This is a genomic window from Rathayibacter sp. PhB151 (assembly GCF_004366415.1).
GTDB lineage: Bacteria > Actinomycetota > Actinomycetes > Actinomycetales > Microbacteriaceae > Rathayibacter > Rathayibacter festucae.
Genome location: NZ_SOEN01000008.1, coordinates 281,195 through 301,201 on the forward strand (window position 1 = coordinate 281,195; position 20,007 = coordinate 301,201).

Genomic DNA, 20,007 nt, shown 5'->3' on the forward strand with positions numbered 1-20,007 from the left:
ATGCTGATCGAGTAGCCCGCGGAGCGGGCGTATCGAGATCCACCACCGTCAGCACCTGAGTCTGCAGACCCGCCCTGCTGGTGTCGGCGGGTCTCGATGCGCCACTGCAGGGCTACTCGACCAGCAAAGGCTGCGGGCAGCTCTTCCACGTGGATCCGCCGGCACGCCCGGCCTCAGGACGTCGCGTCCGCGACCACCCAGGGGAACGCCTCGGCCTTCGAGCGGGCGCCCTGGCGGGCCTTCGAGCGGTTCGGCTCCTCGACGTCGGCGAGCAGCCGCTCGGACTGGCGCACCAGCTCGGCGAAGCGCTCGGTGTCGAGCCAGTCGGGGCGCATCGCGAAGACGAGGTCCTCGGTGGCGGTGTTGCCGCTCGCGCCGGGTGCGAACGGGCAGCCGCCCAGCCCGCCGAGCGCGCCGTCGACGACGGTCGCGCCGGCGCGGACGGCGGTCAGCGCGTTGACCACGCCGGCGCCCCAGGTGTCGTGGCCGTGGAAGACGATCTCCCGCGGCGGCGTCTCGGCGGCGACCCGGGAGACGAGCGAGAACACCTGCTCGGGGTGGGCCTGGCCGAGGGTGTCGCAGATGACGACGTCCTCGGCGCCGGCTGCGCGGGGGTCGTTCGCGATCGCGAGCACCCGCTCCTCGGGAACCGGGCCCTCGAAGGGGCAGGTGAAGGACGTGGCGATGCAGAGCTGGATGCGTCCGCCGACCGCGTGCGCGAGGGCGACGGCCTCGGGCATCGCGTCGAGGCTCGCCTCGGTGCTCCGCCCGATGTTGGCGCGGTTGTGGGAGTCGGAGGCCGAGAGGCAGTACTGGAAGTTGCGCGCGCCGGCCGCTGCCGCTCGCTCGATGTGGCGCGGGGTGGCCACCCAGACCCAGCAGTGCTCGAGCTCCTCGGCGGTCAGCGCCGCGACGACCTCGAGGGTGTTGGCCATCGGCGGCACGAGATCGCCCCGGGCGAGCGAGCCGATCTCCAGCTCGGGGACGCCCGCCGCGAGGAGCGCCCGGACCAGCTCGACCTTGCGCTCGGTCGAGAGGAGCTTGCCGGTCAGCTGCAGTCCGTCGCGGAGGGTGACGTCGCGCAGCCGGACGGTACGGTCGGCGGCGGTCATCGGGTCTCCTCCTCCGCCGTCGTGTCGTCGATCCGCTTGCGTCCGAGCATCGCCAGGACCTCCTCGGTGTCGTGGCCCAGCGCGGGCGCGAGCGTGCGGATGGGGAGCGAGCGGTCGCCGAGCACCGGGACGATGCCGGGGAAGCCGACGCCCTCGATGATCCCGGCGCCCGTGTCGACGTCGAACTTCTGGATCATGCCGCGGGCCGCGTACTGCTCGTTCGTGCTGATGTCGGCGGCGGTGAGGATCGGGCCCGAGGGCACGCCGCGCTCGTCGAGGATCGCGAGCGCCGCATCCGAGGTCGTCGTGGCGGTCCAGGCGCCGATCGCGGCGTCGAGCTCGTCGCGGCGGCGCCAGCGGCCGTCGTTGGTGAGCAGGTCCGGGTCCTCGGCCAGGTCGGCGCGGTCGATGATCGCCATCAGCCGCTGGAAGATCGCGTCGCCGTTGGCCGCGACGACGATGCTCGAGCCGTCGCCGCAGACGTAGGCGTTCGTCGGCGCGATGCCCTCCATTCGGCCACCGACGCGCTCCCGCACGATGCCGTGCGCCTGGTAGTCGGGGATGAGCGACTCCATCATCGAGAACATCGCCTCGTTCAGCGCGACGTCGATCACTCGCTCGACCAGCGGTGCCGGACCGAGCCCGGCGGCACGGCGGGTCTCGCGCTGGAAGAGCGCCATCATCACCCCGTAGCCGGCGTAGAGGCCGGCGATCGAGTCGCCGATCGAGACGCCGACGCGGACGGGCGGGCGGTCCGGGTCGCCGACCAGCTCGCGGAAGCCGCCCATCGCCTCGGCGACCGCCGCGAAGCCCGGCCGGCTGGAGAGCGGACCGGTCTGGCCGAACGCCGAGATGCGGCCGATGACCAGCTCGGGGTTCGCCTCGTTCAGCACGTCCGGTCCGATGCCCCAGCGCTCGAGGGTGCCCGGGCGGAAGTTCTCGAGGACGACGTCGCACTCGGCGGCGAGCTCGCGGACGGCGTCGCGGCCCTCCTCCGTGCGGAGGTCCAGCGCGACCGAGCGCTTGCTGCGGTTGAGGGTGTGGAAGAGCATCGACGTCGTCGATCCGGGGTGCAGCCGCCACTTGCGCAGCTCGTCGCCCGTGCCGGGGCGCTCGACCTTGATCACGTCGGCGCCGAAGTCGGCGAGCAGGCGGCCCGCGGTGGGGGCGGCGATGAAGTTGCCCAGCTCGAGCACGCGGACGCCGGCGAGCGGAGCGGGAGAGGGAGTCGGAGCGGAGGGAGGTGCGGTGGTCATCACGGCCTTTCGGTCTCCACGAGCGTGCCACGGATCCCGCGCGCCGTCGCGGTCCGGCGCAGGAGACGCCACTCCTCCCCAACAGTGCGGATCGCGGAGCTCTCCACAGCTCGCTCCCGTGCCCCTCTGCCGTGCGGAAGCGAGCAGTACTTTCCTCCCGATGCGGCTGGACGACCGCCCCCGCGCAGGCCCCATGCCACGTCCCCCGGCGCAGATCCGCTCGGCACCACCCTCCCTCGGAAAGGCACGAACGATGACCCACCCCCACGACGAGCTCCCGCTGCGGATCACCGAGCGCTTCGTCCTGCCCGACGGCCGCGTCGGCGTCAGTGCCTGGTCGGCCCGCGATCCCGAGCAGCTGGAGCAGCAGCTCCGCACCCGGGCCGGCCGCGCCGATCCGGAGCGCGAGCCGGGCCGTCGCCTGCACCTCGTGCGCCCGCCGCTCGTGCGCATCGAGGAGCGGATCGACGGCGTCCTCCAGCCGATCGACCCGCTCCAGCGCGCCGCGGTCGACGTCCGCTGGCGCACGGCCCTGACCCGCTCGCGCCGACCGGCCCGGCTGCGCCGACTCGTCGGCCCCCGTGACCTCCCCACGACCGAGCCCCCGTCGGACCTCGCCCGCTGGACCGAGCGGCGCCCGCCGGGGGAGCACCCGACGGACGAGGACCGAGGGCCGCGCAGCCCGTGACCTTCCGGCTCGGGCGTCGAGGGGTGATGTCGTCGTGCGACGCCCAGCGTCATCGCCGATGAAGATCAGCGCAAGCGCCGATGCCGGTTCCGAGGAGGCCGATCGCGGCGAGGACGATCCACCACGTCGGCTCGTCCTCGGCGGCAGCGGAGAACGTGAAGAACGTCCCCCTGCTGAACATGATCAGCGAGGACGAGCAGCCGTCCTGATCTTCCTGCGCCGATATTCGGCTCTCGGTCTACCGCTCACGCCGACGGAAGTCGACGAAAGCGCTCACTCACCAGGCTCGACACGACGATGGTCGGATGGATTGTCGACTTCGTTCGCATGACCATTCTGTGCACTCCTTCGTGACTTCAGACCGACGTCTTCGAGCGTGAGAAGACCGTTCGGTTTTCGCGCTCTGCGGTCGCCGACGAAGAGTACGAGGATCGAACGGGTGGCCTGATCGCTACGGCGCTCGACGGGGCATCCGCCCCGCCCGGCCGTGGAGGCCGAGCGCTCCGGCTCGGAGAGAGGTCTCCTGCGGCGGGTGTGTGTGAGCGCCGCCTCGAAGGACGCGCAATCCGCGCCAGTACGGACGTCTGTCGGTCGCTCGTCCTGCCGGCTCCGCTGGTGGACGGGTCCTTCTACGGCGCTGAGCGACCGCCTCGATGCTCATCACCCAGAGATGCAACTGGCGCGAGACGCAGCATACGGAGATCATAACAGGGCTATTCGGGACGACACCGCGTCACGACGGAAAGGGTGAAGGCCGGACTTCGAAACTCGACCTTCGATGTCGAGCCTGCTCAACGCCCCACGACGGAACCGCCGCCGAACCTCTCCCGGTGGAACGGGAGGAGTTCGACGGCGGCTCCGGAACGGCGTGGCTGCCCGACGGCTCCGCTCAGCCCTTGACCGCTCCGGACGTCATGCCGGCGACGATCTGGCGGTTGAAGAAGATGTACATCACGAGCGGCGGGATGGTGATGAGCAGCACGTCCATGAAGAGCAGGTTCCAGGACGACACCGACTGCGAGGAGAAGTTGTAGAGCGTCAGCTGCACGGTCGCGTTGTCGTCGCCGGGGAGGAAGTACAGCGCGTAGGTGAAGTCGTTGAAGACCGTCACGGCCTGCACGACGATCACTGTCACGATCACCGGCTTCAGCAGCGGCAGCACCACGGTGAAGAAGAGGCGGAAGGGGCCGGCCCCGTCGATGGTCGCCGCCTCGTCCAGCTCGCGGGGGATCGTCGAGACGAAGGCGCGGAACAGGAGGATGCAGAAGGAGAGGCCGAAGGCGACGTGCACCGCGATCAGGCCGGGCAGCGTCTTGAAGAGCTCGAGGCCCTGCAGCACCCAGATCGTCGGGACGACGGCGGGCGGGATGATCAGGCCGGCCAGGACGAAGCCGTTGACGAGCGGGTTCCACTTCGAGCGGCGGCGCTGGAGGACGTAGCCGACCATCGCGGCGAGGACCACCATCACCGTGACGGAGACGATCGTCAGGATCGCGCTGTTCGCGAAGGCCCGCAGCAGCACGAAGTTCCGCGCCGAGACCACCTCCTGCAGGTTCTCGAGGAACACCCACTGCGTCGGCAGGGTGAAGCCGAGCAGCGACGACTCCTGCTGCGTCTTCGCGGCGGTGAGCACGATGAAGAGGAAGGGGACGATGAAGACGATGACCGCGAGGACGATGGCGAGGATCCCGCCGCCGTAGCGCCAGGTCCGGGAGCCGCGGCCGACGCCGCGCTGGCGCACCTTCGCGCGCAGCGGGTCGTCCTGGAGCGGGGTCGGCGAGAGCGGGGCGGGCGTGAGCGGCGTGGTGGTCACAGCTCCTTGTCCTTCCGGTTGAGCCAGGCCGACAGCGGGAAGATCAGCGCTGCGACGACGAGGAAGAGGATGACGTTGCCGGCGGTCGAGAGGCCGTAGAAGCCGGCCTGGTACTGCTTGTAGATGACCGAGGCGACCACGTCGCTGGTGAAGCCGGGCCCGCCCTTGGTCATCGCCCAGATCAGATCGAACGAGCGCAGCCCGCCGATCAGCGAGAGCAGGATCACCGTCACGGTGGCGGGGCGCAGCAGCGGCAGCGTGATGTGCCGGAAGTTGTGCCAGGCGCCGGCGCCGTCGACGCGGGCGGCCTCGAAGTAGTCCTGCGGGATCGCGACGATGCCGGCGATGTAGATGAGCGTCGCGAGTCCGACGCCCTTCCAGACGTCGACGAGCGCGACCGAGAAGAGCGCCCACTGCGGGTCGGTGAGCCAGCCCGGGCCGGCGAGGCCGATCGTCGCGAGGCCCTGGTTGATCAGGCCGTCGAACGGGTCGAGCAGCACCTTGAAGGTGATGCCGATGCCGATCGTCGACACCAGCACCGGGAAGAACACCACGCTGCGGAGGAAGCCGCGGCCGATGATCTGCGAGCTCAGCAGCACGCCGAGGGCCATGCCGAGCACGATCTTCAGGCCCGAGGTGATCGCCGCGTAGATGAAGGTGTTGACGAAGCCGGTCGTCAGCGCCGGGTCCTGGAAGAACTCGACGAAGTTCTCGAAGCCGATGAAGGTCGAGTCGAAGAGCGTCCAGCGCGTGAGGGAGAAGTAGAGGGAGGCGACCGTCGGGACGAGGAACAGGACCACGTAGAAGACGCCGGCCGGCAGGTAGAACCACGTCGGGTACGGGCTCTTCATGGCCTTGCGTCGTTTCGGCGGCTCGGGGGAGCGGGAGGGTTCGGAGCGCCGGGCCGGGCGCTTCTCCATCGTTGCGGTCATCAGATCTCCGTCGATCGGCCGGGGGAGGGGTGGGAGGGCGGTGCGCCCGGGGGAAGGGGCCGGGAGCGGAGGGGCTGCCTCCGCTCCCGGCCCCCGAGGCTCACCAGCCGTCGAGGCCGAGCTGCTTGGCCTGCTTCGTGACGTCGTCGTCGTACTGCTGAGCACCCTCCGCGGCGGGCGTGATGCCGGAGCCGACAGCGACGGTGATCTGCTCGAGCGCCGGGCCCTTGATCGGCGAGAGGAACTCGAGCGCGAGGCCCGTGTCGTTGGCGTCGAAGTAGGGCTGCATGTCCGACACGAGGGCGGGCACGTCGTCGGGCAGCGTGCAGCCGTCGATCACGAACGGCCCCTGGGGTGCCGCGATCTCGCTCTGGATGTCGCAGCTCTCGGGGGTGACCAGGAAGGCCATCAGCTTCTTGGCGCTCTCGAGCTTCGCACCCTCGGTCGACTTGGGCACGTAGACCGCGTTGGGCTGCCAGACGGTCAGCGGGTTGGAGTCGGCCGACTCGCCGGGCAGCGGGAACAGGCCGACCTTCTGCAGCGAGTCCGGGTAGTTCTGGATCAGCGGGCCGGCCGCGAAGGTCAGCATCGGGTACTGCGCGCCCTCGCCGGTCGCGACCATGCGCACGCCGTCGTCGTAGGTGGCGGAGGCGTAGTCCTCGTTCACCAGACCCGACTCGGCGACCTGCTGCAGGTGCTCGAAGCCGGCCAGCGCCGGCTCGTCGACGTACTTGGCCTCGTTGGCCGTGTACTGCGTCGCCCACTCCGGGTCCTGCTCCAGCACGTTGGCGAAGTCGCCGAGCACGAAGAGCTGCGAGGTCCAGGTGTCGCCGTAGGTCTGGATGATCGGCGCGACGTCGCCGGCGGCCTTGATCTTCTCGCTGTTCGCGATGAACTCGTCCCAGGTCTTCGGCACGGTCAGGCCGAGGCTGCTGTAGACGTCCTTGTTGTAGAGGACCGCGCCGCCCATCGCCTGGCCGAGCGGGATGCCGTAGAGGTCCGAGTCGGTCGAGACCACGGTGCGGAAGCCCTCGTCGAGCGAGTCGACCCAGGGCTCGTCCGAGAGCGGCGCGAGGTTCTGGTCGGGGTTCAGCGCCTGGAAGAGCGAGCCCGAGTTGTAGGCGAAGACGTCGTTCATCTCGCCGGTGGCGAGGCGCGTCTTGACGAGGTTGTCGCCCTCGCTGCCCTGCGGCCGGGTCTCGATGTCGAGGGTGATGCCGTCGTTCTCCTCCTCGAACTTCGTCTTCAGCGCGTCCCAGAGCTCGACGGTCGCCGTCTGGTTGTCGATGAGCACGCTCAGCGTGGAGCCGTCGGCGGAATCGCCGCCGCCTCCTCCGGTGCTGCAGCCGGTGAGCGCGAGAGCGAGAGCCGCTCCTCCTGCGCCGAGGGCGAGCACTGCTCGCCGGTTCTGTCGGGTCGACATCACTACCTCCATGTAGGGACAACTTCTTCGTTGCGGGGGTGCCCGGGGGCTGTCGTCCTGCTCGCCGGACCGTTCGGAAGGCCGGGCCGCGGGGCGACGCAGGGAGAACCTACGTCCGTGTCGTGAAACGTGTCAACGAAATCGGGCAAATTCGTGGATCGATCTACACGATCGAGAATGAACCGTTACAGTGGCGTTCGCGGAGGCCCCGATCGGGGCGCCGTCAGAGCACGGCAGCAACGGATCACGGCAGCACGGCAGCAGCGACAGCGCGAGGAGGCGATGATGAGCTCGATCGAGACCGGCCACACCGGCCCCGCGACCATCCAGGACGTCGCGCTGCACGCCGGCGTCTCGCGGGCAGCGGTCTCCAAGGTCATCCGCAACGCCTACGGTGTCAGCGCCTCGATGCGGGAGCGGGTCACCGCCGCGATCGAGGAGCTCGACTACCGGCCCAGCGTCGCGGCCCGGGCCATGCGCGGGGCCAGTTTCACCATCGGCGTCGAGGTGCCCTCGCTCGGCAACTCCTTCTTCAACCGCATCGTCACCGGCGCCTCCGCCGCGCTCGAGGGCAGCCGCTACCAGCTGATCGTCGCTCCCGCGCAGAGCGACTCCGGCGAGGGCTTCCGCGCGATCGAGGCGCTCTTCGACCGCCAGGTCGACGGGATGATCGCCGTCTCGCCGATGGTCGAGCCCGCCTGGCTCGAGCGGCTGGCCGCCCGCACGCCGATCGTGATGCTCGGCCGGCACGACGACTCCACCGGCTACGACACCGTCACCAACGACGACGTCGCGGGGACCGACCTCGTCCTCGATCACCTGCTGGAGCTCGGGCACCGCCGCATCGCGCACCTCACCATCAGCGACGACATCACCAGCCGGGTGGCCGCGGCGCCGCACTCGGTGCGCCTCGTCCGGTACCGCGAGCGGATGGTGTCGGCGGGTCTCGCGGACGAGCTGCAGGTCGTCCACCTCGGCACGGAGCGCCTCGACGCCTACGAGCGCTCGCTCGAGCTCCTCCGCTCGCCCGACCGGCCGACCGCCGTCTTCGCCGGCAACGACGCGCTCGCCCTCGACGCGCTCTGGGCGCGCGACGAGCTCGGGCTAACCGCGGCCGACGTCGCGATCGTCGGCTACGACGACATCGAGGTCGCCGGGCACCCCGGGATCTCGCTGACGACCGTCGACCAGTCGGGCGAGGAGCTCGGCGACCGCGCCGTGCGCCTCCTGCTCGAGCGCCTCGAGGGCCGGACCGAGCCGGTGCACTTCCAGCTCACCCCTGTGCTGCGCGTCCGCTCCTCCTCCGCGCCGGGCGCCCCGCGCCACCGGCCGACCGCCCACGACCACCCCTGACACTCCGACCACCCCGACCACTCCTGACAGAAGGACGATGATGACCGACTGGACCGCCCGCTTCACGGCGCCCGCCGCCGCCCTGGACGCCGCGCCACTGCTCCGCCGCGAGACCGCCCTCGAGACCGGGCACGGCGACGTCGTCTCCGCGACCCTCCGCCTCTCGGCGCTGGGCATCGTCGAGGCCTGGATCGACGGCGAGCCCGTCTCGGACGAGCTCTTCACCCCCGGCTGGACCAGCTACGAGTGGCGCCTGCGCTACTCCGAGCACGACGTCACGAGCCTGATCTCCGGCGACAGCGTCGTCCTCGCTCTCGCGCTCGGCGACGGCTGGTACCGCGGCCGCCTGACCTGGGGCGAGGGCGCCGAGCCCTACGGCACCGAGATCGCCGGCTTCGCCGAGCTGCGGATCACCTTCGCGGACGGCGCCGAGCAGATCGTCGCGACCGACGACTCCTGGCGCGCCGCGACCGGATCGACGACCGCCGACAGCATCTACGACGGCCAGGACATCGACGCCCGCCTCGAGCCGCAGGGCTGGAGGAGCGCCGGCTTCGACGACTCCGCCTGGACCGCGACCCGGGAGGTCGACGTCGACCTCTCGAAGCTCGAGCCCTACATCGCGCCGCCGGTGCGCCGCCTGCGCGAGGTCGCGCCGCAGAAGATCTGGACGAGCCCGTCCGGCCGCACCCTCGTCGACTTCGGCGAGAACCTCGTCGGCTGGCTGCGCGTCGAGGTCACCGGCCCGGAGGGGAGCGTCGTCACGCTGCGCCACGCCGAGGTCCTCGAGGACGACGAGCTGGGCGTCCGCCCGCTGCGCGAGGCGAAGGCCACCGACCGCTTCACCCTCTCGGGCGGCGCGGACGTCTTCGAGCCGACCCTCACCTTCCACGGCTTCCGCTACGCCGAGGTCGAGGGCTGGCCCGGGGACATCGCCGACGGCGCGCTCACCGCGGTCGTCGTCTCCAGCGACCTGCGCCGGATCGGCACCTTCCGCAGCTCCGACGACCTCGTCAACCAGCTGCACGACAACGTCTACCGCGGCATGGTCGGCAACTTCCTCGACGTGCCGACCGACTGCCCGCAGCGCGACGAGCGCCTGGGCTGGACCGGCGACATCGCCGCCTTCGCCTCGACCGCCGTCTACCTCGCCGACGCCGAGGACTTCCTCCGCGACTGGCTCCGCGACCTCGCCCTCGAGCAGGCGCACCACGACGGCGCCGTCCCGTTCGTCGTGCCGGACGTGCTGAAGCGCCGCGCGGCCGAGACCAGCTTCCCTCCCATGGACTCCACCGCGCTGTGGAGCGACGCCGCGGCCTGGGTGCCGTGGGCGGTCTGGGAGGCCTACGGCGACCCGGTCGTGCTCGAGGAGTCGTTCGCGTCGATGGCCTCGCACGCCCGCCGGGTGCGCTCGAAGCTCTCCGACTCGGGGGTCTGGGACACCGGCTTCCAGTTCGGCGACTGGCTCGACCCCGACGCGGCGCCCGACAAGCCGGCCGACGCGAAGGCCGACACCGGCGTCGTCGCGACGGCCTGTGCCTACCGCACGGCCCGCATCGTCGCCGAGAGCGCCGCCGTGCTCGGCCGCACCGAGGACGAGCGGGAGTTCACCGAGATGGCCGCCGAGCTGCGTGCGGCCTTCCGCGCGAAGTACGTCGCCGATCAGCGCGTCTTCAGCGACTGCACCACCGTCTACTCCCTCGCGATCGTCTTCGGCCTTCTCGACGACGACGAGCTCGGCTGGGCCGGCGACCGCCTCGCCGAGCTGGTCGCCGAGAGCGGCTACACGATCTCCACCGGCTTCGCGGGCACGCCGTTCATCACCGACGCGCTCTCCTCGACCGGGCACATCGACGCCGCGTACCGCCTGCTGCTGCAGCGCGAGTGCCCGTCGTGGCTGTACCCGGTGACGATGGGCGCGACCACGGTCTGGGAGCGCTGGGACTCGATGCTGCCCGACGGCACCATCAACCCGGGCGAGATGACGAGCTTCAACCACTACGCGCTCGGAGCGGTCGCCGACTGGCTGCACCGCGTCGTCGGCGGCCTCGCACCGATGGAGCCCGGCTACTCCCGCCTCCTGATCGCCCCGCAGCCCGGCACCGACCTCGACTGGGCCGAGTCCACGCTCGAGACCCCGCACGGCCTCGCCTCGGTCCGCTGGGACCGCCGCGGCGACGCGATCGAGCTGGCCGTCACCGTCCCGGAGGGCGCGACCGCCGTCGTCCGCACGGCCGGCGCCGAGGACCGCGAGCTCGCCTCGGGCGCGCACACGCTGACGCTCTGAGCGCGGAGGGGGCCGACCTGTGGAGGGTCGGCCCCCTTGCGGGACCGCCGGTGAGATCTCAGACAGCGGTGATGTATCTGCGGAGCAGTGCGCTGAACTCCGAAGGCGGGACGTCGGACCCTCTGAGACTCCGGCGGAGACCCGGCGCGCCGGCGAGTCGGTTCAGCGCGGTCGCCGCGTCCCGTCGCGCTCCGGCGTCTGCGCGGTCTCCGATCCGCCAGCCTCCGATTTCGGCGGGTTCGTTCGAATGCCTGATCTGCAGGAGGTCGAAGAGGTCGATCATGTCGTTCGTGCTTCTGCGGGATTCGTAGGACAGGGCTTTCACGATCAAGGCGCGTTCGACTCCCGGGACTCGGGTGCGGAAGGTGAGCGGAGTGTCTCGCGCATCAGCAGGTGATCCGCGGCCTCGTCGGCGTCGGGACCTCCGCTCCGGCGGAGATCCCAGGCGGCGATGAGCGGGTCGACGGTGCGGCCGTCCGGGTACCACGCGGTCGCCGTCGGCCGGATCGTCCGGTCCCTCGGAACGGTGACCAGGAGAGTGCCCTCTCGCGAATCCGACTCCGTGAAGTCAGCGGGTTCGAGTGGGAGTCCGCGGTCGGCGTAGACGACGGCCAGACGCGGGACTCTCCACGGCTGGAGACGATCGGCGGCGGAGTCGCCGGACAGCAGCGCTGGAACTCCCGTCGTCAGGGCTCGCTCCCCCTGCGCGATCACGGGCCGAAGGGAGTACCAGTACTGAGCGAGCCCGCCCGGGCCCGGGTACTCCGCGAGGAAGTGCCGGACGAGTGCCTGCGGGTCGCGGGCGGTCCAGCCGTGCTCGGTCCGCTCGGCGAGGAGCGGGTCGGCGCGGAGCAGCTTCGAGATCGACATCTGCGAGACGCCGCACTCCGCCGCGAGCTCCGTCTGCGAGCGGGGCTCGCGAGTCCTGATCAGCGCGCGCAGGAGGGCGAAGCGCGCGTACGGCACACGCCGGGGGACGGCGGGTCGATCGTCCGTCGCGAACGACAGGTCCTGCCTGTCCGGGATCACCGTGCCGTCGTCCGTGCCGAACAGCGCGAGCCGCGGGTCGTCGAGAGCGAGTCGCCGCGCGATCGCATTCGCTCGCGGCACGACGAATCCGGTCACGGCACCATCGGTCGACCGCTTCGCCTGTTCGCGCATCTCCGAGGCGGTGGGCGGCCGAGGGGTGATGATGAGGCGCACGTGCAGGTCCGCGCCGGACGGCGTGGTGATCCGCAGCTCGCGGAAGCCGGTGATGCGCATGCTGAGCCCGGCGTCGAGCAGCAGCTCACTCAGACGTGCGGAGTGGTCGTCGCGGTTCATGTCCTCAGTCCAAAACCATGCGAACGAAATCGTTCGGAAGGTTCTAGAGAACCGGCGCGGTTCGTCGCGCGGGTCACGCCGCGACGGCGTCCTCCAGCGGGTCGGTGGGCTCGTCCGGCTCGAAGGAGTCCGGCTCGGCGAGGACCACGACCGGCGCGAGAGGCGCGTGCACCGCGGGGTCTGCGTCGTCCTCCGCCGGTGCCGCGACCTCCGCCAGGCGCACCCGCTCGACCGCCGCGATCAGCACGGCGAAGGCGACCTCGAGGGTGTCGGTGTCGCGCAGCAGGACGCGCTCGCCGGTCGCGGCGTCCAGGCGCAGCGTGCGGAAGACGGGCTGCGGCAGGTCGTCGGCGAAGGTGATCAGGCCGTGGACGACGCCGGTGCGGCGGGCGCGGGCGATCCAGCGGTTGGAGTGGGTGCGGAGAAGGATCATGACCGAGACCGTCGTGGCTGCTGGTGGTGCGCGGTGAGGGGGGAAGTGGATCCTCTCCGAGCATCCTGCACAGGAGCCCCGTGTGCCTGTGCTTGACAGAAGAGTCCTCGCGCGTCAGCGCACCCGGGCGCGCGCTCCGGCCGCCGCGCACAGGGCCTCGACGAACTCCGGCACCACCGGATTCCCGGTGTCGCGGACGAGCACGCCGATCTCGCGGACGGCCCGCGGATCGTCGATCGGGATCTCGCGCACGCCGTCCTCGATCGAGGACGGGCTCGGCGGCAGGATCGTCAGGCCGAGGCCCGCCGCGGCCAGTCCGCGCGCCGCCCGGTAGTCGCCGACCTCGAAGGCCGGCTCGGGATCGCGCCCCTCGAAGGACAGCAGTCGCCGGGCCGACTCGTGCAGGCCGTAGCCGGGCGAGAGCATGATCAGGTCGAGGCCGCGCAGCTCCGCCACCGTCACGGAGCGGCGGGAGGCGAGCGGGTGCCGGTCGTCGACGACGGCGAGCAGCGGCTCCGTGTAGAGGGTGGTCGTGGTGGTGCCCGGCAGCTCCGGCGGGTCCGCGACGATCGCCAGCTCCGACTCGCCGTCGGCGACCGCCCGGAGGCACAGCGCGCGCGAGCCGTGGCGGAGGCCGAAGCCGACGCGCGGCCAGCGGCGGCGGAAGCGCCGGATCACGTCGGGCACGAACGTCTCGCCGAGCAGGGTCTGGAAGGCGATCGCGATGCGGCCGTCCTCGAGGTCGCGGGCCTGCTGCACCTCGGTCAGGCCCGCGCGGATCAGCGCGAGGCCGTCCTGCGCGACGTCCGCGAGCCTTCGCCCGGCCTCGGTCAGCACGACACCGCGGCCCTCACGGCGGATCAGCGGGGCGCCGACCAGCTCCGACAGGCGCGCGAGCGAGCGGCTCGCGGTGGGCTGCGGCACGCCGAGCTCGGCGGCCGCGGCGGTGACGCTCCCGGTCTGCGCGACGGCGACGAGCGTCGGCAGCAGCCGGAGGATCGCGGGCTCGTTCATACTTTCAGCGTATAGGTGGGCCGCTATCCGGCATTAGTCATGCTCGCAGTGCGGTTCTAGCCTCGGAGGATGAGCACCAGCGTCCGCCCCGCCGTCGACGCTCCTCCCGTCTCCCAGCGCCGGCTGACGATCGCCCTCCTCGCCGCCGGGCTCGCGACCTTCGCCGAGCTCTACGCCGTGCAGGGCGTGCTCCCGCAGTTCTCCCGCGAGTGGGGGATCTCCGCCTCGGACGCCGCGCTGACCGTCTCGGCGGCGACCGTCGGGCTCGCGCTGATGGTGCTGCCCTGGGCGTCGATCGCCGAGCGGATCGGACGGCTGGAGTCGATGCGGATCGCGGTCCTCTCCTCCGTCGTGCTCGCCCTGCTCGCCTGCGTCGCACCGTCCTTCGAGGTGCTGCTCGTGCTGCGCTTCCTCAGCGGAGCGGCGCTCGGCGCGGTGCCGGCGCTCGCCGTGGCGGCGATCCACGACCGGGTCGGCGGGGCGGGCGCGACCGCCGCCGCCGCGGCCTACGTCTCCGGAACGACGCTGGGCGGAGCCGCCGGACGGCTGCTCGCCGGTCCTCTCGCCGCCGTGGTCGGCTGGCGGGGCGCGCTGCTCGCCGTCACGATCGTCTGCGCGCTCGCGGCGGTCGCGTTCGTCCTGCTCGCTCCCCGGGGCGGCGTCGCGCGGGCGCCGCGGGGCGAGGGCGGCTGGCGCGGGAAGATCGCGCAGGTGCTCCGCGACCCGGTCCTGCTCGCGGTCGCCGCGCAGACGTTCTTCGTCGTCGGCGTGTTCGTCGCGGTGTACAACTACCTGGCCTTCCGGCTCGAGGCCGCGCCGTTCGCGCTGCCGCCGGCGCTCGTCTCGCTGCTGTTCCTCACCTATCTCGCCGGCACCGCGACCTCCCGGCTCGCCGGTGTCTGGGCGCCGCGCCTGGGCCCGCGGGTCGTGATGCGGATCGGCGTCGCCGCGATGATCGTCGGCCTGCTCGTGATGCTCTCGGAGCTGATCGTGGTCGTCGTCATCGGGCTCGTCCTCTTCTCGGCCGGCTTCTTCGCCGTGCACGCCACCGGCGCGGCCTGGACCGGCGCGCGAGCGGCCCCCGCCCTCCGCGGCCACGCCGGCGCCGTCTACACGATCGCCTTCTACGTGGGCTCGGGCGTCGGCGGCTGGCTGCTCGGCTTCGTCGTCGAGGCGGGCGGCTGGGGCGCGCTGACCGCGGTGATGATCGCCCTGCTGCTCGTCGGCGCCGGCTGCGTGAGCCTGCCGAGCCGCGCGAGCGTCGTCTCCGTGCGCTGAGCGCGTGCCTTCTCTCTCATTGAGGCGGGAACCGAGGACGCAGCGGAGCCGACAGCTCTCGGAGCTGGATCGTCGCTTCGTCCACCCACTCGCGCTCGAGATTCTTGTAGTGGCGCCTAGCCTTCTTGTTCAGGCGTGCGCGATCGGGCAGCAATTGGAATGCGGTCCTGACGTGGTCGGGAATGAGATCGCGATCCCCGGTAGTTGTATCGAGAAGAATCCTGACGACCTCCGAGCCGTCGGCGCCGCTGTCGATCAAGCGGACGATCTCGCGTGCGTCCTTCTCCCCCTTCTCGGAATCGGGCCGATCCAGAAGAGCGGCAAGCTTTGTTGCGATGTGGGCTTCGAGCGTGAGCATGAGCCATTGCCGATTGCGGACCTCCTCGGTGTAGGCGGACAGCTTCGCGACGTCGATGAGAAGACGGTTCCCCAACTTTGATTCGTGGGGGAAGTACGCGTCGATGTGGACCCCGTCGACGGATCCACGAGCTTTCGTTCCGCCGCCACTGAGCCGACTGTTCTCGCTGTAATCATCGAGGCGTTCCTTCAGTGTCGCGCGCAGCGCGGGACTCATGATGATCAAATCGATGTCCTGGCTGATGTCTCCTCCGACTCGGAGATGCGTCGCCCATCCGCCGATAAGGATCGAGGGGTCGAGGTCGTAACCGAGAGAGTCCACGAGTGCTCGGAGTCGGTCGAGGTTCTCAGCAGTAGGTTCAGTCATCGATGCTCTCCTGGTCCCATTCACGATCTTTCATGTAGCGGTCGCGCAGTGCGTACCTGTATTCCGATGCCGCCCACCCCGCTGTGGCGAAGAGGTCGGCGTAGGTCTGCGCTAGCGAGCTGTAACCGGCCCATTCCCTGATGGCTCTCTTGTCCATCGCGAGCACGCGCACTTCATCTCCGTCAGGGAGATCGTTTAAATCTGCTTTCGGGGACAGATAGACGAGGTGCTCGTGGAAGTCGGCGACATGAACACCCCCGAGAAGTGAATTGGCCGCATCGGGTCCGCCTAGCGCGTACGGGCCCCGTGACGTGTCCAGTAGGGATGAGATTGCTTCGATCGTTGTCATTGCAAGGGTGTCGCGGTTCAGATTGCGCCAGGCGCAGAGAACGGTGACCACTTTCTCGATGCTCACGACGGAGAATCCCCCGCGGGGGTATCGAGCGATCGCGCCGATCTCCTCCAGTCTCGTCAGGGCGAAGTAGGCGCTGCTCGAGGGGACACCGGCAGCGTGCGCAAGGTCCCCGGCGTTCTGCCAGCGCCGTTCGCCTCGAAGGGCAGCGTCGGCAAGGGCGCGCCATACGAGCTCGTTTCCCTTCATGCTGTCTCTCTGCTCAGATGTTGTGTTTTTCTTGGAACCGAGTTTACAGGAATTCTTGGAGCGTCGGTTCCAGGAATTTTGCGAAGATCGACGCCGTCGTCCGGCTACCGCATGCTTCTCGTGCCGGGAGCCGGCTGCGTGAGCCTGCCGAGCCGCGCGAGCGTCGCCTCCGTGCGCTGACGGCCTGGCCGGTCGGCGCGCTTCTGCGACAGGATGGGGGCTCGCGCACGGAGTGGGGGACTTCATGACCGACAGCACCCGGACGGATCCGCGGTTCCATCCCGCTTACCAGCGGGGGTACCGGGGGCAGGGGGCGCCGAGCACCTCCGCGACGCCCGCGGAGGAGCGGTTCCGCCGTCCGCGGGGAGCGGAGGCGGCCGAGCGGCGCCGCTCGACGAGGTCGGAGGAGGCCGGGCCGATCCGTCCGCGACACCCGAGGCCCGCGCCGGCGCCCGAACCGTCGCCGATGCCGGCCGCTGCGGCGCTGCCGAGCGCCGCCGCCGTCGAGACGGACGGCGCGCAGACTCCGGGGGCCGCGGTCGACACGGAGACAGGGGCGGCTGCGGCGCTCCGGCCGTCCGCGCTCGATCGACGCGTCCCGCTCGCGCTCGCCGTGCTGGGCGTGCTGTTCCTGGTGTGCGGGGTGGGACTGCTCTGGTCCGCCACCTCGGCGATGTACGGGGGCTACGGCGCTCAGCCGAGCGAACTCGACCGGTTCGTCAGCGCGGTCACCAACTATCTGGCCGGCCCGGCCGTCACGATCGGCCTGCTCTCGATCGGCGCGGCGATCGCCGTCCGGGCGGCGCGCTCATGACCGGGCGAGGGGGCTGGTGGGGCCTGCTGCTGGGCTACACCGCCCTGCTCTGGGCGCTGGCGCTGGGGGCCTGCTGGGTCTCGGCGGTGCAACCGGACAACTGGAGCTACACCGACGGTGACGAGGTTCCGCTGGCCGCGATCGTCGCGAGTCTGCTGTGGCCGGTCGCGACGGCACTCGGCACCGCGACCTTCGCGATGACCGCGGCGACTCTGGCGCTCGGACTCGTGCGCGCCGGCCGGGGCAGGCCCGCCGCGGAGGACGAGGGACCGGAGGACGAGGACCTCGAGCTCGGCGAGGGCGTCCTCGTCGAGTCGCTGCCCGCGGGAGGCGCCGGGCGCCGCTCCTGACGCCGCGCCTCGCTCCGCCGCGGGCCGTGCGACAGGATGAGACTCCGAGTGCACGAGGCGGGGGCGGTCATGGCCGACAGCAGCAGAACGGATCCGCGGTTCCACGCCGCCTACCAGCGCGGTTACCAGGGGCCGGCGCCGGAGGTGCGCCGCCGTGAGGAGGAGGCCTACCGGCGCCCGCGGCGGGCGAGCGGGCGAGTGCAGCGAGCGGATCCGAGCCCGCGGGTGGAGTCGGCCGAGCCGGAGTCGCCGCTCGCCGGGCTCTCCTTCGTGCCGGATCCCGCCGATGTCGAGGCCGCCGAGGACCGGTCCGTCGCGGAGGAGCGACCGGCCGCGACGCCGGCGGTCGTCCGGCCGCTCGGGCGCCGGGTGCCGCTGACGCTCGCCGTCGCGGGTCTCGTGCTGATCCCGCTCGGCCTCGCAGCCCTGTGGTGGTCGACGCTCGCGTCGTACACGAACAACGTCGTCTACGAGCGGCTGGAACCCGAGCAGTACCTGCGGATGCTGCTCGGATTCGTGGCGTCGCCCGCTCTCACCGTCGGCCTCCTCGCGCTCGCCGCAGCGGTCGTGCTGCAGGCCGTGCGGCGGTCCCGCGCGTGAGCGGTGCTCGTGTCTGGTGGATGGGCGCCGTCCTCCTCGATCTCGTCCTGTGGGCAGCTCTGCTGGCGATCCCGGCGATCATCCTCGTGCTGCCGAACCAGTGGCAGGGCGACTCGCTGACCGCCCCGATCGAGATCGTCTGGCGGTCGGCGCTGGCACAGGCGGCGGGCCCCCTGGCGACCGCGGCGCTCGGGCTGCTGGTGGTGCTCGCGGTCGCGGCGGCGCAGCACCGCCGGATGCGGCCCGCGGCCGCGGACAGCGAGGACGCCCCCGACGCCTGGGTCGAGGGCGAGCTCGTCGAGCGCTGAGCGGGTCGGTCTCGATACGCCGCTGCGCGGCTACTCGACCAACATGAAGGCGCGGCTCATCTCGCAGCGAGCAGCGCCGCTCGCGGCTCCTCACGGGCCGTTCCCTGCTACTTCGCGAGGGCTCCGAAGCGGAAGAGGTACGTCGCGTCGAGGGTGTCCTCGATGCCGGTGACGCCCGAGGCGGCGACGACGGTCTCGCGGCCCTGGAGCAGCGGGATGATCGGGGCGTCCGCTGCGGTCTGCGCCTGGATCTGCTCGATCGCGGTGGCGCGAGCGGCGGGGTCGGTGGCGGTCGCCTCCGTGTCGATCAGCGCGTCGACGGCCGGGTTCGAGTAGCCGTTCGCGACCGAGGCGCCGGTGGTCGAGTAGGCCGAGCGGAGGAAGTTGTCCGGGTCCGGGTAGTCCGGGAAGAAGCCGAGCTGGTAGGCCGGGTAGCCGGCGTCCGGCGAGAGCTGCTTCACGTAGCTGGTCCACTCGGTCGACTGCAGGTCGACCGTGAACAGGCCCGACGACTCCAGCTGCGACTTGATCAGCGCGTACTCCTGGTCGGAGTCGGGGCCGTAGTGGTCGGAGGTGTACTGCAGCGGCAGGGTCACCGGGGTCGAGACGCCGGCGGCGCTGAGGATCGCGGCGGCGGCGTCCGCGTCGGGGGTCGTGCCGTACGCGTCGGCGAAGGCCTGCGTCGCGCCGGTCTGCCCGTCGAGCACGACGGAGTAGGCGGGCGTGTAGGTGCCGCGGTAGACCTGCTCCGACAGCTCGTCGCGGTCGACCAGCGAGGCGACGGCCTGGCGGATCGCGAGCTTCTGCTCGGGCGTGCCGCCGGGCTGGGTGTTCACGTTGAAGGTGAGGAAGCGCACCGAGCCACCGGGGCCGTCGACGACCTGGAGGTCCGCGTTGCCGCGCAGGTCCTCGACGTCGGTCGCGGTGAGCGAGCGGTAGGCCACGTCCACGGCGCCGTTCTCCACGTCGAGCCGCAGGTTGGTCGACGAGGTGTACGGCCGCAGCACGACGTCGGCGGTCTTCGGCGCCGGGCTCGAGGTCGACTCGTTCGCGGCGAGCTGCAGCAGTCCGCCGGCCTCGTAGTTCTGCACGGAGTAGGGCCCGGAGCCGATCACGTCGGCGTCGTCGAGCAGCGCGTCGGCGGGGAAGACCTCCTCGTCCACGATCGGTCCGGCCATGCTCGAGAGCACGTACGGCCAGGTCTGGTCGTTCGGCACCGCGAGGGTGAAGACGACATCGTCGCCGTCCTGCGCGACCGACTCCATGTTCGCGAGCAGCGGCGACGGGCCGTTGTCCGAGGCGATGTCGACGACGCGCTGGAAGGAGAAGACGACGTCCGACGCGGTCAGCTCGTCGCCGTTCGAGAAGGTCAGGCCGGGCGCGATCGAGCAGCGGTAGGTCGTCGCGTCGTCGAAGCCGCACTCCTCGGCGGCCTCGGGGACCGGCGTGGTGGAGCCGTCCGCGTAGCTCAGGAGGTGCTGGTAGATCTGGTTCTGCGGCGTGAAGCTGCCGCGGTCCCAGGCGCCGGCCGGGTCGAGCGAGACGATCGAGTCGGTCGTCCCGATGACGAGGCGCTCGCCCGAGGCGGAGTCGCTCGAGCTGCCGGGGGCCGTGCAGCCGGCGAGGGCGACGGCGGTGCCGAGGGCGGCGAGGGCGCCGAGGGCGCGGAGTGTCTGCATGCTGCTGCTTTCGTCCGTG

At 71.2% G+C, this 20,007-nt stretch carries 21 protein-coding genes; 9 read left to right on the forward strand and 12 right to left on the reverse strand.

Annotation, left to right across the window (positions count from 1 at the left end; translation table 11 throughout):
- Positions 1-173: 173 nt before the first annotated feature.
- Positions 174-1,112: a hydroxymethylglutaryl-CoA lyase gene (locus EDF35_RS15015; protein WP_133962906.1), complete on the reverse strand. Its 939-nt coding sequence runs from the start codon at positions 1,110-1,112 to the stop codon at positions 174-176.
- Entirely contained in the window at positions 1,109-2,368 is a 1,260-nt protein-coding gene (locus tag EDF35_RS15020) for a CoA transferase (protein WP_133962907.1), read from the reverse strand. The genes EDF35_RS15015 and EDF35_RS15020 overlap by 4 nt, the downstream gene beginning before the upstream one ends.
- Before the next feature lie 253 nt (positions 2,369-2,621).
- Between EDF35_RS15020 and EDF35_RS15025 the strand changes: the two genes are divergently transcribed.
- On the forward strand, positions 2,622-3,056 hold the full coding sequence (locus tag EDF35_RS15025; RefSeq protein ID WP_133962908.1) for a hypothetical protein: 435 nt from the start codon (positions 2,622-2,624) through the stop codon (positions 3,054-3,056).
- Positions 3,057-3,136: 80 nt separating this feature from the next.
- On the forward strand, positions 3,137-3,265 hold the full coding sequence (locus tag EDF35_RS21415; protein WP_279587527.1) for a hypothetical protein: 129 nt from the start codon (positions 3,137-3,139) through the stop codon (positions 3,263-3,265).
- A gap of 680 nt (positions 3,266-3,945) precedes the next feature.
- Here the strand turns inward: EDF35_RS21415 and EDF35_RS15030 are convergent.
- From EDF35_RS15030 to EDF35_RS15040, 3 genes are all read right to left on the reverse strand, one after another.
- Entirely contained in the window at positions 3,946-4,797 is an 852-nt protein-coding gene (locus EDF35_RS15030; RefSeq protein WP_123705636.1) for a carbohydrate ABC transporter permease, read from the reverse strand.
- Between the two features lie 68 nt (positions 4,798-4,865).
- Positions 4,866-5,801 (reverse strand): sugar ABC transporter permease, encoded by a 936-nt coding sequence (locus tag EDF35_RS15035; RefSeq protein WP_123705466.1) that lies wholly within the window; start codon positions 5,799-5,801, stop codon positions 4,866-4,868.
- A 100-nt stretch (positions 5,802-5,901) separates the two neighbouring features.
- Positions 5,902-7,224, reverse strand: a complete 1,323-nt coding sequence (locus EDF35_RS15040) for an extracellular solute-binding protein (protein ID WP_243840003.1) — start codon at positions 7,222-7,224, stop codon at positions 5,902-5,904.
- Between the two features lie 285 nt (positions 7,225-7,509).
- On the opposite strand from EDF35_RS15040, the gene EDF35_RS15045 reads away from it, so the two are divergent.
- Positions 7,510-8,577, forward strand: a complete 1,068-nt coding sequence (locus EDF35_RS15045) for a LacI family DNA-binding transcriptional regulator (protein ID WP_133962910.1) — start codon at positions 7,510-7,512, stop codon at positions 8,575-8,577.
- 40 nt (positions 8,578-8,617) lie between these two features.
- Positions 8,618-10,864, forward strand: a complete 2,247-nt coding sequence (locus EDF35_RS15050; RefSeq protein ID WP_208323079.1) for an alpha-L-rhamnosidase — start codon at positions 8,618-8,620, stop codon at positions 10,862-10,864.
- 58 nt (positions 10,865-10,922) lie between these two features.
- Here EDF35_RS15050 and EDF35_RS15055 read toward each other — a convergent pair whose 3' ends face one another.
- The 4 genes from EDF35_RS15055 to EDF35_RS15070 form a co-directional block, all read right to left on the reverse strand.
- Complete coding sequence (locus EDF35_RS15055; RefSeq protein ID WP_133962912.1) at positions 10,923-11,147, reverse strand: hypothetical protein; 225 nt, start codon at positions 11,145-11,147, stop codon at positions 10,923-10,925.
- Positions 11,148-11,191: 44 nt separating this feature from the next.
- Positions 11,192-12,187: a hypothetical protein gene (locus EDF35_RS15060; protein ID WP_133962913.1), complete on the reverse strand. Its 996-nt coding sequence runs from the start codon at positions 12,185-12,187 to the stop codon at positions 11,192-11,194.
- Between the two features lie 73 nt (positions 12,188-12,260).
- Positions 12,261-12,620 carry a hypothetical protein gene (locus EDF35_RS15065; RefSeq protein ID WP_133962914.1) on the reverse strand — a complete coding sequence of 120 codons (360 nt, stop codon included), beginning with the start codon at positions 12,618-12,620 and terminating at the stop codon, positions 12,261-12,263.
- Positions 12,621-12,734: 114 nt separating this feature from the next.
- Entirely contained in the window at positions 12,735-13,634 is a 900-nt protein-coding gene (locus EDF35_RS15070; protein WP_133962915.1) for a LysR family transcriptional regulator, read from the reverse strand.
- A gap of 69 nt (positions 13,635-13,703) precedes the next feature.
- Between EDF35_RS15070 and EDF35_RS15075 the strand changes: the two genes are divergently transcribed.
- Positions 13,704-14,912 (forward strand): MFS transporter, encoded by a 1,209-nt coding sequence (locus tag EDF35_RS15075; RefSeq protein WP_133962916.1) that lies wholly within the window; start codon positions 13,704-13,706, stop codon positions 14,910-14,912.
- 16 nt (positions 14,913-14,928) lie between these two features.
- Here the strand turns inward: EDF35_RS15075 and EDF35_RS15080 are convergent, their stop codons facing one another.
- Together EDF35_RS15080 and EDF35_RS15085 are read right to left on the reverse strand one after the other, a co-directional pair.
- Entirely contained in the window at positions 14,929-15,636 is a 708-nt protein-coding gene (locus EDF35_RS15080; RefSeq protein ID WP_133962917.1) for a nucleotidyl transferase AbiEii/AbiGii toxin family protein, read from the reverse strand.
- On the reverse strand, positions 15,629-16,237 hold the full coding sequence (locus tag EDF35_RS15085) for a hypothetical protein (RefSeq protein ID WP_133962918.1): 609 nt from the start codon (positions 16,235-16,237) through the stop codon (positions 15,629-15,631). Before EDF35_RS15085 ends, EDF35_RS15080 begins: the two co-directional genes overlap by 8 nt.
- Positions 16,238-16,703: 466 nt before the next feature.
- Here EDF35_RS15085 and EDF35_RS15090 point away from each other — a divergent pair, with 466 nt between their 5' ends.
- From EDF35_RS15090 to EDF35_RS15105, 4 genes are all read left to right on the forward strand, one after another.
- On the forward strand, positions 16,704-17,051 hold the full coding sequence (locus EDF35_RS15090; protein WP_133962919.1) for a hypothetical protein: 348 nt from the start codon (positions 16,704-16,706) through the stop codon (positions 17,049-17,051).
- A complete protein-coding gene (locus EDF35_RS15095; protein ID WP_133962920.1) occupies positions 17,048-17,401 on the forward strand; it encodes a hypothetical protein in 354 nt (117 codons plus the stop codon). Before EDF35_RS15090 ends, EDF35_RS15095 begins: the two co-directional genes overlap by 4 nt.
- Before the next feature lie 69 nt (positions 17,402-17,470).
- A complete protein-coding gene (locus EDF35_RS15100; RefSeq protein ID WP_133962921.1) occupies positions 17,471-18,001 on the forward strand; it encodes a hypothetical protein in 531 nt (176 codons plus the stop codon).
- A 20-nt stretch (positions 18,002-18,021) separates the two neighbouring features.
- Complete coding sequence (locus EDF35_RS15105; RefSeq protein WP_133962922.1) at positions 18,022-18,309, forward strand: hypothetical protein; 288 nt, start codon at positions 18,022-18,024, stop codon at positions 18,307-18,309.
- Between the two features lie 107 nt (positions 18,310-18,416).
- Here the strand turns inward: EDF35_RS15105 and EDF35_RS15110 are convergent, their stop codons facing one another.
- Positions 18,417-19,988, reverse strand: coding sequence for an ABC transporter substrate-binding protein (locus tag EDF35_RS15110; RefSeq protein WP_133962923.1), 1,572 nt, complete (start codon positions 19,986-19,988; stop codon positions 18,417-18,419).
- Positions 19,989-20,007: the final 19 nt, after the last annotated feature.